At 69.1% G+C, this 14144-nt stretch carries 10 protein-coding genes; 2 read left to right on the top strand and 8 right to left on the bottom strand.

Annotation, left to right across the window (positions count from 1 at the left end; genetic code table 11):
- Nucleotides 1-2: 2 nt before the first annotated feature.
- From ACETK8_RS05310 to ACETK8_RS05295, 4 genes are all read right to left on the bottom strand, one after another.
- On the bottom strand, nucleotides 3-1007 hold the full coding sequence (locus ACETK8_RS05310; RefSeq protein ID WP_374038475.1) for a protein-L-isoaspartate O-methyltransferase family protein: 1005 nt from the start codon (nucleotides 1005-1007) through the stop codon (nucleotides 3-5).
- Nucleotides 1004-3568: a hypothetical protein gene (locus ACETK8_RS05305; RefSeq protein ID WP_374038474.1), complete on the bottom strand. Its 2565-nt coding sequence runs from the start codon at nucleotides 3566-3568 to the stop codon at nucleotides 1004-1006. Before ACETK8_RS05305 ends, ACETK8_RS05310 begins: the two co-directional genes overlap by 4 nt.
- A complete protein-coding gene (locus tag ACETK8_RS05300) occupies nucleotides 3565-4497 on the bottom strand; it encodes an alpha/beta fold hydrolase (protein WP_374038473.1) in 933 nt (310 codons plus the stop codon). The genes ACETK8_RS05305 and ACETK8_RS05300 overlap by 4 nt, the downstream gene beginning before the upstream one ends.
- A gap of 66 nt (nucleotides 4498-4563) precedes the next feature.
- Nucleotides 4564-5418: an LD-carboxypeptidase gene (locus ACETK8_RS05295; RefSeq protein ID WP_374038472.1), complete on the bottom strand. Its 855-nt coding sequence runs from the start codon at nucleotides 5416-5418 to the stop codon at nucleotides 4564-4566.
- Nucleotides 5419-5486: 68 nt separating this feature from the next.
- On the opposite strand from ACETK8_RS05295, the gene ACETK8_RS05290 reads away from it, so the two are divergent.
- Both ACETK8_RS05290 and ACETK8_RS05285 read left to right on the top strand, forming a co-directional pair.
- Nucleotides 5487-6893 (top strand): UDP-N-acetylmuramate--L-alanine ligase, encoded by a 1407-nt coding sequence (locus tag ACETK8_RS05290; RefSeq protein WP_374038471.1) that lies wholly within the window; start codon nucleotides 5487-5489, stop codon nucleotides 6891-6893.
- Nucleotides 6894-6965: 72 nt separating this feature from the next.
- Nucleotides 6966-8987, top strand: a complete 2022-nt coding sequence (locus ACETK8_RS05285; RefSeq protein WP_374038470.1) for a TonB-dependent receptor — start codon at nucleotides 6966-6968, stop codon at nucleotides 8985-8987.
- Between the two features lie 148 nt (nucleotides 8988-9135).
- On the opposite strand, the gene ACETK8_RS05280 is transcribed toward ACETK8_RS05285, so the two are convergent.
- From ACETK8_RS05280 to ACETK8_RS05265, 4 genes are all read right to left on the bottom strand, one after another.
- Nucleotides 9136-9816: a Fe2+-dependent dioxygenase gene (locus tag ACETK8_RS05280; protein WP_374038469.1), complete on the bottom strand. Its 681-nt coding sequence runs from the start codon at nucleotides 9814-9816 to the stop codon at nucleotides 9136-9138.
- 20 nt (nucleotides 9817-9836) lie between these two features.
- Nucleotides 9837-12065: a TonB-dependent receptor gene (locus tag ACETK8_RS05275; RefSeq protein WP_374039351.1), complete on the bottom strand. Its 2229-nt coding sequence runs from the start codon at nucleotides 12063-12065 to the stop codon at nucleotides 9837-9839.
- Nucleotides 12066-12431: 366 nt separating this feature from the next.
- Nucleotides 12432-13193: a peptidase gene (locus ACETK8_RS05270; protein ID WP_374038468.1), complete on the bottom strand. Its 762-nt coding sequence runs from the start codon at nucleotides 13191-13193 to the stop codon at nucleotides 12432-12434.
- A 106-nt stretch (nucleotides 13194-13299) separates the two neighbouring features.
- Nucleotides 13300-14142, bottom strand: a complete 843-nt coding sequence (locus ACETK8_RS05265; RefSeq protein ID WP_374038467.1) for a transglutaminase family protein — start codon at nucleotides 14140-14142, stop codon at nucleotides 13300-13302.
- Nucleotides 14143-14144: the final 2 nt, after the last annotated feature.

Genomic DNA, 14144 nt, shown 5'->3' with positions numbered 1-14144 from the left:
AATCACGCGGGCTGTGGACGGTTCTGCATCGCGCCCGTCATGGGAATGAAGAAGACGCCCACGTCGCGGCGGCTGCGGACGCGGCCGTCGGCGTCCTTGGTGTAGACGTAGAGGACCTGGCCGCGGCGGAAGGGCTGGCCGATCGGGATGATCAGCTTGCCGCCGGGTTTGAGCTGGCGGAACAGCTCGGGCGGGGCGTACTGGGCGACGCAGGTCAGCATGATGGTGTCGAAGCCCTCGGTCACCTCGGGCCAGCCGAAATAGCCGTCGCCGACCCGGCCGTGGACGTTGTCGTAGCCCAGCGGGGCCCAGATCTTGCCGACCGCCTCGCCGATCGGCTGGATGATCTCGATGGTGTAGCTGTCGCGGACGACGCGGCTGAGCAGCGACGACTGGAAGCCCGAGCCGGTGCCGATTTCCAGCGTCACATCGGTCGGCTTGGGGGCCGCCAGCTGGGTCATATAGGCCTGACCCAGATAGTCGGAGAGCACGCTGCCGTGGCCGATGGCCCAGGGCTTGGGATTGGCCTCATAGGCCTGATAGGCCGTCGAGGCGTCCTGGGCGTAGGCGTAGTGGAAATACTCGCGCGGCAGGCTTTCGAAGGCCTGTATCACGTTCGGATCGTGAGCGCCGAAACGGCCGTCGAGATAGGTCTTGATGCGCTCGATGGCGGCGGGCTTCCTGGCCTGGATCTCGGCGAACTGGGCCTCGGTGATCGTGTGAGGACGGCCAGAGGCGGCCATGGCGGCGTTGAAGCGGGCGTAGGTCCAGGGCTCCGTCGGCATACGGACGGTCTGGGAGACGGTTGAGGCGGCAGCGGCCGCGGCTCCTTGTGCGGCAGCGGCCGGAGCGGGCGCGGCGCCGCCCCCTGCTCCCTGGGTCGGGTTCAGACGCGCCTGAACGGACTGCATCGTGGCGTCGTCGCAGGCGGCGAGGCCGGTCAGGGTCGCTGCGCCGGCGGCGGTGATCAGGGTACGACGGCTGATCTCGGAAGGATTGAGGGTCATGCGGGGCTCGTCTGGCTCGGGCTGTTTCGGCCCGGGAAGGGATCGAGCGCGGCGGGCGCCGGCTCCGGAATGTCGCGGAAGGGATCGGTCGGAACGGCCGGCTCGAACATCGGGGCGGTGCGGCGCGCTGGGGCGGCGACCGGGAGGACGAGGAAGGCGAGCGCATAGAGGCCGGCCGCCACGATCAGCAGGGAGGAGAAGCCGATGTCGCGGCTCATCAGATTGGCGAGCGGCGTGGCGACGACGGAGAAGGCGCCGTTCAGGCCCCAGGCCCACGGCAGCGCGCGACCGTCGCCGACCTGGATCAGGCCGAGCGGGAACGGCAGGCCGAGCGCCAGGGAAACAGGGGCGGCAGCGAGGACGACGAGGGCGGCCTTCACGGCCCAGGGCTGATCCAGCGAGGTCATCATGAACTGTTCGGCGCCGACCAGCATGGCGGCGATCCAGGCGCCGACGACGATCAGGCCGATCAGGGAGGCGGCCTTGGGCATGCGGGCGCAGTTCCCGGCGATCATACTGCCGAGGCCGGAGAAGATCAGCATGGACGTCAGGACCAGGGCGAAGGCCGACGAATAGTCGTTCAGATAGAAGGCCGCCTTGTCGATCAGGAAGATCTCGACCAGCAGGAAGCCGAGGCCGAGCGCCGGGAAATAGAGGGCGGGCCAGAGGCGTTTCCTCTCCTTCGTCCCGCCCGCGCGACGGCGGAACAGGACGGGCGCGGCCAGCACCAGAAGGGCGATGACGATGGCCTGTCCGAGGACGGCGATGTTCACCAGGGCGCCGATCTCGGCCTGGGGCAGGACCTCCAGCCGCTTGATGAGGGTGTCGAGGTGCTCGAGGCGGAGGGACGAATAGAAGGCGGGACGGTCCAGCGTCGCGGGGCGGAGGTGGAAGGCGGCCGAGGACGGCGAGGGCCGGCCGGCGAGGACGGCGGCGACCTCGTTGGCGATGGCGTCGTCGGGGCCGGTCGAGGTCATCTGGCCAGTGTCGAAGGAGACGCTGGGGAGGTCGTTGAACAGGCCTGCGCGGGCGGCGACGACATCCATGCCGGAACGCCAGGAGACGTCGAAGGAGCGGTCGGCGCACCAGGCCTGAAGCGCGGCCACGTCGGCGGGCGACCAGGCGGTCGGGCTGATCAGGATACGGGCGTTCCAGGCCGAGCGGTAGATCAGGACGTGGTCGGCGGGGTTGGAGATGCCCTTGGCGAGGAGTGCCTCGCGCGCCGTGGCGAGGACCCGCAGGGCATAGACGGGGAAGTCGCGGATCGAGACGGAGATCGACAAGGCGCCGCCGGGTTTGAGGGCGGCGAGATAGGCGGCCATGGCCTCCTCCGTCACGCCGGTGACGTTGGCGGGGGCGGCGTCCACGAAGTCGGCGGAGACGTCGATGACGTCATAGCTGTTCGGCCCGGTGCGCCAGGCGGCGGCGATGGGGCCCCCGTCCAGAAGGGTGACGCGGGGGTCGGAGCGGAGCGCCGGGGACGGGCCGAGGCCGTGGGTCAGGGCGTGACGCAGGACAGGCTCGCCCTCCACGCCGTCGATGTGGCGTGCACCCAGCGTCAGGGCCTCGGCGACGCGGTAGCCGCCGGAGAGGCCGACGAGGAGGACGTCGGGGTTCTGGCGCAGGGCGTAGGGGGCGGCGCTGAGGGCGCTGGGCGCATAGGCGGCGTCGAGGGGGCCGGCCTTCGGGAGGGAGGCGATGCGGTTGCCGTCTCTATAGAGCCCGTAGGTCGAGGGCGGGCCGGCGATGCCCATGAGGCCGGCGTTGTTGGAGACGTCGGCGTCGACCCGCTCGGTGAAATTCTCGAGCAAGAGATAGTGGCCGCGCGGCTGGCGGATCTCGGCGACGACGGCAGAGCCGGGCGTGTTCAGCGGGGCGTAGATGGCCTTGAACTCGGAGAAGGCCGGGGGCGCGCCGAGGAAGAGAATGGCCTCGCCGGCGACCAGGGCCGCGCCCGCCAGACCGGCGCCCAGCCAGTTGAGCTTGCCCGGCTGGAACAGGGTGGAGATGGCCAGAGGGATCAGGAGGACCGGGGCCAGAAGGAAGGGATGGACGACGAACATGAGGCCGAGAGCGAGCGCCGCGCCGAGGCCCGCGCCGATCAGGTCGTAGCCGTAGACCCGACCGATCTCCCGGTGATTCAGGACGAAGATCAGGCTGATGTAGAGGCCGGCGAGGAAGAAGAAGGGCAGCAGGGTCGCGTAGTAGAGACCGATGTTCTTCACCTGATCGGGCCAGGTGGTCGGGTTCTGAAGCTGCAGCGGGTTGAAGGCGTTGGCCGTGACCAGCTGGTATCCGACGGCCGCGGCGATCACCATGGCGGCGGGGAGAATGGTCCTGAGGATCACCCCGTGGCGGGCGACGGAGTCGCGGAACAGGGCCACGACGACGCCGCTGAGGGCGAACCCGGCCATGACGATGGAGATGATCCAGTAGCCGTACTCCGACCATTTCGCGACGGCGAAGTAGCGGGTCAGGGCGTTCTCGATCCCGACCACCCCCATGGCGATCAGGAACAGCGGGATCAGGGCCGCGCGGGTTTTGGCTGCGGCGGCGGTCAATGGACGGTCCTCGAAACGCGATGGTCGAGGAAGTCGATCAGGAGGGCGTTGAACCGCTCCGGCTCGTCGACGAACAGGGCGTGGCCGGCGGTCTCGAAGACCGTCATCGAGGCGTCGGCGTGGGTGCGGATCAGGTTGTCGCCCTGCTCCCGCCAGCGCGGCCGGACGACATAGAGGACGGGGCGGTCGGTGGAGTGGACGGCGGCGCGCCAGTATTCGCGGGGCACGTCATAGGCCAACAGACGACGCTCGTCCTCGACCGACATCCGCAGGGCCTGATCGGTCAGGCGGGCGCGATAGTCCGCACCCGGATCATGGGCGAACATGGAGGCGACGAAGGCGGCACGGCGGGCGCGGCGCTCGGTCGGGGTCGGTTCGGGGGCGGGTGCGGTCGAGCGCGGAGCGTTGGAGGGACGGGGCGCGGGCTCCTCGCCGATGGAGTTGTCGATCAGGACGAGGCCGGCGATCCGGTCGTCTCCGGCGTCGGCGACATAGGCCAGACTGTCCAGCACGCCGAGGGACCAGCCGACCAGGACGACCCGGCCCGAAGCGGCCTGTTCGATCAGTTCGCCGATGTCGCGACCGCGCCGTTCGTGGGTGTAGCCGAAGCGGGTGACCTCGCTCTCTCCCTGGCCGCGCGGGTCGAGCGCGAGGACGTGGAAACGGTCGGACAGGGCGTCGATCTGACGCTCGAAGATCCAGGCGGGCATGGTCCAGCCGGGCACGAAGACCACGGTGGTCCCCCCGATGGGGCCCGCCTCCAGATAGTGAAGACGGGCCCCGTCGGAAGTGATGAAGCCGCGGCTGTGAGCCGCCTCGACCGTACCCCCCGATACGGCCGTCGCGCTCGCGAGAACGGCTCCGCCCATCACGCCGACCATGGCCGCCCGTGTCCATGCCGGCAGGGTCAGAAGTCCGTTACGCCCCATCGCGGCCATCTGACGCAGACCCGCGTTCGATGTCGACAGGCTTCCCCGGGCGCGGGAGCGATAGGGTTAAGACCGTGGCCCGAACGGCACGACCTTGTTGTTGCGGTCATGGGCGATGTCGGCGCGGCCGAGGTAGGGGATGCCCGAGCGCTCGCACCAGTATTCGACGATCTGTTCGCCGGTCAGGCCGAAGTCGGGCTCGTTCGGCGTGACGTCGGTGAACCGGCCCGCGCGGATGCCGGCGACGCGGCGGATCGAGGGCTGGCTGGTCAGGTGGAACATGGTCCGGTCGAGGCGGTAGGCGGCCTCGGACACATCCTCCAGCATCAGGACGTGGTCGGTCAGGTCGGGCTCCAGAGGCGTACCCAGAAGCTGGTCCAGCACCGTCAGGTTGAAGGCGACGGCCGGGCGCGGGTCGGTGGCCAGCGACGGTTCGAGCCAGGGGGTCTCGCCCGTGGTCAGCCAGGCCAGAGCGCCCTCCGCCGTCTCGTCGTTGCGGACGGAATCCGAGGCCATCGGGCCATGCGCCACATGGGGAAAACCGGCCTTGTAGAGGGCGGCCATCAGACTGCCGGCGTCGGAATAGCCGAGGTAGCGTTTGCGGCGGGCGACCTCGGTCAGGCGCGGGATGATGCTCTCGGCCACGCGGCAGGAGCCGTAGCCGCCGCGCGCGAACCAGACGGCGTGGATGTGCGGATCGTTGGCGTATTCGACAAAGGCGTCGGCGCGTGTCTGGTCGTCGCCGGCGAAATGGCCGGACTTGTCGAAGCTGGAGGGGTGGAAGACGACGCGGATCGGCCCGTCCGGATAGTGTTCGGCCATCCAGCCCTCGACCGCCTCGGCGCGGGCCGGATTGAAGCGCGAGCTGACGCAGACCGCGCCGATCTTGAAGCCGTTGGTCGCCTTGGCGAGATCGGTCACGGACGCTCCGGGAAGCAGGTCGGCAAAAGACAGTGGCGCGGGGCCCCGAACCTCTGTTCTAAGGCGGAATGGCCAACAACGTCTCCTATTTCTTCTGCGGCATCGGCGGGTCGGGCATGCTGCCTCTGGCCATGATCGTTCAGGCGCGCGGCGCCGCGATCGAGGGTTCGGACCGGGCGCTGGATCAGGGTCGGACGCCGGAGAAGTTCGACTGGCTGCGGGCGCATGACGTGGTGCTGCATCCGCAGGACGGTTCGGGCGTGCGCGTCGACCAGATCGTGGTGGCGACCGGCGCGGTCGAGGACACGGTGCCGGACATCGGAGCGGCGAAGCGGGTGGGCGCCGAGATCGTCACCCGGCCCCAGCTGCTGAGCCAGATCTTCAATGCGGCGCCGACGTCGGTGGGCGTGGCGGGGACCAGCGGCAAGTCGACGATCACGGGGATGATCGCCTGGATATTGTCGCAGGCGGGGCGGGAGCCGACCGTGATGAACGGGGCGGTGATGCGGAACTTCGCCGACGCCGACCACCCGTTCGCCAGCGCCCTGGTGGGCGGGACGGACCTGTTCGTGGCCGAGGTGGATGAGTCGGACGGCTCCATCGCGCGCTACGATCCGACGGTGGCGGTGGTGTCGAACATCTCGCTGGACCACAAGTCGATGGAGGAGCTGCGCGACCTGTTCGGCGGCTTCACCGGCCGGGCGAGAACGGCGGTGCTGAACCTCGACAACGTCGAGACGGCGGCCCTGGCGCAGACGATGGCGGACGACGGGCGGGCGGAGGCCGTGCTGACCTTCGCGCTCGGGAACGAGGCGGCGGACTATGCGGCGCATGACCTGAGGCCCCTGCCCGCCGGCATGACCTTCGACCTGACGGAGCGGTCGAGCGGGACACGGATCACCGCGACGCTGAACGTGCCCGGCGCGCACAATGTGGCCAATGCGCTGGCGGCGCTGGGGGCCGTGCGGGCGCTTGGCGTGCCGCTGGAGGAGGCGGTGAAATCGCTGGAGACCTTCGGCGGAATCAAGCGGCGGATGGAAGTGGTGGGGGTCCGGAATGAGATCACCGTCATCGACGACTTCGCCCACAACCCGGACAAGATCTCGGCGACGCTGAAGACCCTGCATGCCTTCGACGGGCGGCTGCTGGTGATGTTCCAGCCGCACGGGTTCGGGCCGCTGAAGCTGATGAAGCGCGAGTTCATCGAGACCTTCGCCGGGTTGCTGAAGGCCGACGACGTGCTGGTGATGCCGGAGCCGGTCTATTACGGCGGGACCACGGATCGCAGCGTGGGGTCGGAGGATATCGCGGCGGGCGTCCGGGCCGAGGGGAGGAACGCGGAGGCCCTGCACGACCGGGCGGCCTGTGGCGACCGGATCGTGGCGCTGGCGAAACCGGGCGACCGGATCGTGGTCATGGGGGCGCGGGACGATACGCTGTCGACCTTCGCGGAGGAGCTGCTGGGCCGGCTGTGACCTGAAAGCGCGGCCGTCGAAAACTTCGCGTTAGACAAGCAACCGTAGCGGTTGCGGAGTATTGGGTCGGGCATGATCCAGGACGCCCCAGCCGACCTTCCCGACATCGTGGTCACCGCCGCCCGGCTGCCGCCTGCGGCAGGCGACGCGGCCTTCTCCGTGATCCGGCTGGACGAGCAGGTTCTGGGCCGGGCGACGCGGCTGGACGAAGCGCTTCAGACCGTGCCGGCGGTCAGCCTGTTCCGGCGGACGACCAGTCTGGCGGCCAATCCGACGACGCAGGGGATTTCGCTGAGGGCCATCGCGCCGTCGGGGGCGGGACGGACGCTGGTGACGCTGGACGGCGTGCCGCTGAATGATCCGTTCGGGGGCTGGGTGCTGTGGTCGCAGGTGGCGCCGGAGAGTTTGTCGGGGCTGGATATCGTGCGGGGCGCGGGGGCCGGACCCTATGGGGCGGGCGCCCTGACCGGGGTGATCCAGTTGCGCGAGCGGGACACGGACGGCGGGGTGCTGGACGTGTCAGGTGGGGAGTATGGCGGGCAGAGACTGGCGGCGGCGACGACGCTGAGCGCGGGGCGGTTCGCCCTGACCGGGGCGGTGCAGCGGGAGTTGAGCGACGGCTATGTCCCGGTGCGCGGCGCGGCTGCGGGGGCGGCGGATACGCCGCTGGATTTGGCGACGCTGAGCGGGGCGCTGCGGGCGGACGTGGCCCTGAGCGAGGCGACGGCCCTGTCGCTGAGAGCCTCGGCCTATGAGGAGGAGCGCGGGTCGGGTCTGGTCGGGGCGCGGTCGTCGGCGACAGGACAGAGTTACTCGGCGACCGTTTCGAGGACGCCTTCGGCCGAACGGCTGGGCTGGCGAGCGCAGGTGTGGCGGCGGGAGAGCGACTTCGCGAACACGTCGGTCGCGGTGGCGGCGGGGCGCGGATCGACGACGCCGGCGAACAACCAGTTCGCGACCCCGGCGGAGGGCTGGGGCGCCAATCTCGCCGTGCGCCGCGCAGCCGTCGATCTGGGCGGCGGGCGGCTGGAGTGGGAGCTCGGCGCGGACGCCCGGTTCAACGAAGGCGAGACGCAGGAGTTGTTCCGCTTCATGGCGGGCGCCTTCACGAGGGATCGTGTGGCGGGGGGCGAGACCTCGGTGATCGGTGCGTACGGCGAGGCGTCGTGGACGGGCGGGCCGTGGCTGGTGGCGGGGGGTCTGCGGATCGACGGCTGGGAGAATTCCAACGGGCGGAGGGTCGAGCGGGACCTGGCGACCGGCCTGCCGACGCTGGACGAGACCGACCCGGAGCGGTCGGGCGAGGTGGTTTCTGCAAGGCTGGCGGTGCGACGCGATCTGGGCGACGGGCTGGCGGCGCGGGCGGCGGCCTATTCCGGGTTCCGGCCGGCGACGCTGAACGAACTGCATCGGCCGTTTCGGGTCGGGAACGACCTGACCGAGGCCAACGCCGGGCTGGTTCCGGAAGAGCTGCAGGGGGTCGAGGCGGGGCTGAACTGGGAGGACGGGGCGACGGCGCTGGGGGCGACCGTGTTCTGGAACCGGATCGAGGACGCCATCGTCAATGTGACCGTCGGCGTCGGGCCGGGGACCTTCCCGAGGGCGGGCTTCGTGCCGGCGGGCGGGGTGCTGAGGCAGCGCCAGAATGCGGGGACGATCGAGGCGACGGGGGTCGAGCTGACGGCGTCGCATCGGGTCGGGGAGCGGCTGTCGGTGGACGGCGGCCTGTCGTGGACGGATGCGGAGGTCGACGGCGGGACGTCGGCGGCACAGCTGACGGGGTTGCGGCCGGCCCAGGCGCCGGAGTGGAGCGCCTCGGTCGGGGCGGACTGGCGGGTCTGGGATCGGCTGACCCTGGTCGGGCGGGTGCGGTACGAGAGCGCGCGGTTCGAGGACGATCTGAACAGCCGGGTGCTGGATGCGGCGACGACTGTGGACGCGCGGGCCGAGTATGAGGTGCGGACCGGGGTCGTCGCATATGTGGCGGCGGACAATCTGTTCGATGCCGAGGTCGAGGTGTCGGAGACCGGCGACGGGGTGGCGGGATACGGACCGCCCCGGACGGTCAGGGCCGGGTTGGCGCTGAGCTGGTAGATTTTCATCCGTGCACCCCATCGAAGGCTGGGGTGCAGATGGAAGACCCCGCCGCTCCGATCAGCAGAACCGGCGCCTTATCCCGGCCGCCTGAATCCGTGATCTGGACCCCAGCCTTCGCTGGGGTGGACGGAGATTATTGAGACCGTCAGACCTCGGACCAACGTCTGAGCAGGTTGTGATAGACGCCGGTCAGTTCCAGCACGGCCTGATCGGTGGGACCCTTGTCGACTGCGACGCGCTGGGTGGCGATGTCGAGCTGGAACAGGGTCTCGCGGTCCTGATCGTTGGCGATCAGGGACTGGATCCAGAAGAAGGACGAGACGCGCGCGCCGCGCGTGACGGGGGTCACGTGGTGCAGGCTGCGCGACGGATAGAGGACCATGTCCCCAGCGGGCAGTTTCACCGTCTGCGGGCCGTAGGCGGTTTCGATGGTCAGTTCGCCGCCGTCGTAGTCCGAGGGCTCCGACAGGAAGAGGGTCGCCGACAGGTCGGAGCGGATGCGCAGGCCCGACGGGTGGACGCGGATGGCGTTGTCGACGTGGGCGGCGAAGGCCTGACCGCCCTCATAGCGGTTGAACAGCGGGGGAAAGACCGTGTGCGGAAGGGCCGCCGAGACGAACATCGGATTGGCGTTGAGCGCCTGCTGGATCAGGGCACCGACCTCGCGGGCCTGGGGGCTGTCCTCAGGCAGCTGGGCGTTGTTCTTGGCGCGGGCGGACTGGTGGCCCGAGGTGACGTTGCCGTCGGTCCAGGGACCGGCGTCCAGGATGGCGCGAAGGCGGGCGACCTCGTCCTTGCTGAAGACGTCTGGGATGTGCAGCAGCAAGGACGAAGTCTCCGGTAGCCTTAGAAGCGCATGTTCAGCGCCAGGGTGGCCGAGCGGGCCGGGGCGACGTCTGCGTGGTGAACGCCGTTGGTGCGGATGATATAGCGCTCATCGGCCGCGTTCTGCACGTTCAGTTGCAGGGTGGCGCGGTCGGTCACGTCATACGAAGCGAACAGGTCCACGCGGGTGTATTCCGGGGCGAAGATGCGGTTCGTACCGCCGCCGGCGCCGCCCTGGTTCCCGCCGAAGCTCTTCGACACATAGTAGACGCCGCCGCCGGCCGAGAAGCGGTCGGTGACGTTGTAGGTCGAGAACAGGCTGAAGGTGTGTTCCGGGGTGTTGGCCAGCGGATCGCCCTGGTTGATGCCGTTGAAGGCGCCGCGCACCAGTTCGCTATCCATATAGGTGTAGCCGCCGAAGACCTGCCATTTCGGGGTGATGTTGCCCGAGGCGCCCAGTTCGATGCCCTGGACCTCGACCTCTCCGACCTGGGCGTAGACGCCGGTCGAGATCTGAACCTGGGCGTTCTCGCGGGTCAGCTTGAAGGCGGCCGCCGAGAGCAGGAGCTGCTGGTGGAAGAGCGAGAGCTTGCCGCCGATCTCGTAGCTGGTGGTGTCTTCCGGCTCGAGCAGGACGTTGACGAGGTTGCCCGTGCCGACGCCGGAGCCCGTGTTCTGGTCGCCCGCCGCGATGGTCGGGGGCGTCGAGGACGTCGAGTAGGAGGCGTAGATCGAGGAGTTGCGGCTGGGCTTGTAGACCACGCCGGCCTGGTAGTTGACGAAGTCCCACGAGCCGTTGCGGGGCGTCGGCACCGGGGCGGCGATGGTGCCGGTGACGTCGGCGCCGGTCACCGAATAGTCGTCGTAACGGACGCCCAGGTTCACGATCCAGCGCTCGCCGATGGCGATGGAGTCGAAGGCGTAGAGGCCGGTCGTCTCGGCCAGGTTGGTCGAGGTCACGCCGCGAACGATCGTGCCGGTCCAGGGATCGGACGGGTTCGGATTATACAGCGGGGTGCAGTCGAAGCCGGTCAGGGGCGCCGGGCAGGTCGAGCCGGACAGGGTGGTGATCGTCCAGGACGCGTTGTTGTTGCGCTCGCGGCTGATCTCGACGCCGACGTCGTAGGAGTGGGTCAGGCCGGCCCAGCTGACCGTGCCGAAGATGTCGGTGACGTTCGACAGGGTCTTGGTCGGGTTCCAGCGCGACTTCAGGCCCCGCTTCATCCAGTAGACGCCATTGATCAGGGCCACGCCGTTGTTGGTGATGTTGCCGCCGTCGCCCGGGTTGGTGACGACATAGTCGTTCAGGTTCTCGGAATAGCGGGTGACGTTGCGGATGGTGATGGCGTCCGAAACCCGGTGCTGGAAATCCAGGGTGAAGGCGTCGGTCTCGCCGACCAGATAGTCGCGCGCGGTCAGGCCGTAGAAGCTGTCGTAGGGGACATCCAGAATGCCGCTCTCGGTCGTGCGGACGCCGATCTTGGTGAAGAGCGGGATGCCGTAGTCGGGCATCTGGTTCGAGGTCAGGTGGTAGTAGCTGCCGATCAGGTGGGTGTCCGTACCCAGGCCGATGCCGGCCGAGACCAGGACGCCCCATTTGTCATAGTCGACGGCGTTGCGGCCAGGGACGTCGCCTTGCGCGCCCATCAGGTTGATCCGCAGGGCGCCGGTCTCGGTCAGGGGCGCGTTCCAGTCGACCGTGCCGCGCAGATAGCCGTCCGTGCCGGCGCCGAGCGACATGGTGGTGAACTGCTCCAGGCGCGGACGCTTGGTGGAGAGATTGATCGAACCGCCGCCAGAGCCGCGACCGGAGTAGACCGAATCCGGGCCCTTGATGACCTCGACCTGCTCCAGGGCGAAGACCTCGCGCTGCTGGCCGCCGGTATCGCGGATGCCGTCCAGGAAGACGTTGTTGGCCGAGGCCTGGCCGCGAATGAAGGGACGGTCGGCCAGCGGCTGGCCGCCCTCGCCGGCGCCGAAGGTGATGCCGGGCGAGGTGCGGAGCAGGTCCTGCAGCGAGGTGGCGCCGGTCTGTTCGATGATCTGTTGCGGGATCACGGTGACGGCGCGCGGGGTGTCGACCACGTCGGCGGTGAACTGGGGCGAGTTGGGCTCGCGACGGACGCGGCGGCCCTGAACGTCCACGGTCTCCAGGGTGGAGGTCGCCTGGGTCTGCTGCACCGGATCGGCGGCGGGACCCGAGGGCGCCGTCGTCGGCTCCGCGGCGAGGGCCGGGGCGGCGCAGAGCATGCCGGCGGCGGTGGAGGCGCTGAGAAGAGCGCGGAGAGCGTTAGCGTTGGGGAGGGACACTATGGCGATCCGGTGTTGAAACTGAGATGCGGTCGCAATAGACAGTTTGTCGCAGGGCGCAATAGAAATTGAGAACCATTCTCAATTTTATTGTGACGCTGTGTCGCAGACAGGTGTTCCTTCTCCCCTTGCGGGAGAAGGTGGCAGCCGAAGGCTGACGGATGAGGGGTACGAGGATGCGGATGAGCTGCGACGAGCAGGCGGCTCATCGGTGAGGGTGAGCGTCACCCCTCACCCGATCGCGCGAGGACGACGGCTGCGCCGCCGTGCGCGATCTCCCTCTCCCGCAAGGGGAAAGGGTATGCCTTACCCCACCACCGAAATGCTGGGGCGGGTGACCACTGGGCTGTCTTCCATCCAGGGCGGGGCCGGCATGTTGCGGTGCGCCTGGGAAAGGGCTTCGGACCAGCGGCGGCCGAGGTCCTTGAAATAGGGGTCGTCGGCCTCGATGCGGCGCTGTTCGCCGTGGAGCTGGTCGCGCGGGATGACGATCATGTCGAACGGCGGACCGACCGCGATATTCGAGCGGATGGTCGAATCGAAGCTGATCAGACCCAGTTTGACCGCCTCGGCCATGGGCGTGTCGGGACGCAGCGCCCGGTCCAGGATGGGCTTGCCGTACTTCAGCTCGCCGATCTGGAGGTAGGGGGTGTCCTCGCCGCACTCGATGAAATTGCCCTGGGCGTAGATCAGGTAGAGGCCCATCTTGCCGCCCCCGATCTGGCCGCCCAGCAGCATGGAGGCGGTGATCTTCAGCGCATCGGCCTGGACCGTCGGCTGCAGGTCCTGACGCACCTGGTTGAGGCAGTAGCCGGCCAGCTGGGCCGCGCGGAACAGGGTCGGAGCGGTCAGCAGGGTCTCCGGCTCGTCGTGGCCGGGCATGACGACCCCGTCGGCCAGCATGGCCAGGGCCGTCTGGGTCACCGACAGATTGCCGGCGGTGGCGATGGAGATGACGCGGTCGCCGGTCACCTCGGTGACGTGCAGCTTCTTGTAGGAGGATATGTTGTCCACACCGGCGTTCGTGCGGGTGTCGGCGATCATCGCCAGACCCTCGTTCACCATCATGCCGACGCAGTAAGTCATAGCGATAGACCGGCCCCCGAGCCGATCCCCCACCGGAAAGAAGGGGTCAGGCTAGCAGATTCGATACTCAAGGCGAGGTAAACGGCTTTCACGATCGACTTTGCGACTGCTGTTGCTGTTGCGTCTGTTGCATCTGACGCACACGCAGGGCGACCGTCATGGTCTCGCGACCGCCGCCGTAGCTGGTCCCCCGGATGGGCGAGGCGCCGAGCGCATCGAGGCCCGAGGCGACGCGGACATAGTGTTCGGTCGGGCAGATGCCGTTGGCGGGATCGAAGCCGACCCAGCCCAGATCCTCGACCCAGGCCTCGGCCCAGGCGTGGGCGGCCTCCTGGTGTTCGACGCCGTCCCGGCGATGCAGGTGGCCGGAGACGTAGCGGGCCGGGATGCCCATGCGGCGGGCCGCTGCGATGAAGATCTGGGCGTGGTCCTGGCAGACGCCCTTCTTCTGGGCCCAGGCGGCGGCGGCGGTGTGATCGGCCGTGGTCGAGCCGACCATGAAGGCGACCTGGCCGTGAACGAGGGACATCAGACGGTGCAGGCGGCTGAGGGTATCGCCGCCCTCCCCCACCTCGTCGGCGAGCGCGCGAAGCGCCGCGTCCGCGTGGGTCAGGGGGGTGTCGCGCAGGAAGACCAGCGGCGACAGGCGTTCCGGCCCGCCGCGCAGGACGCCGCCGGTGTCGACCGTGGCGATCTCTCCGGTCACGCGGACCATCAGGGTCGGGGTCGGGCGCTCGGTGTAGAGGGTGTGGACGATGTTGCCGAAGGCGTCCTCGGAGCGGCGCAGATGGGCGTCGACGTCGGTCTCGATGCGCCAGTCGCGGACCTGCTGGCCCTCGGTCGAGCGCGGCGTCAGGCGCAGGACCTGGACGATGAACCGGGCGGCGCGGTCGTAGGCGTAGCGGGTTTCGTGGTCGATCCGGATGCGCATGG

The organism is Brevundimonas staleyi (genome assembly GCF_041893865.1).
Classification (GTDB): domain Bacteria; phylum Pseudomonadota; class Alphaproteobacteria; order Caulobacterales; family Caulobacteraceae; genus Brevundimonas; species Brevundimonas staleyi.
This window is presented reverse-complemented; position numbering and strand designations above follow the sequence as displayed.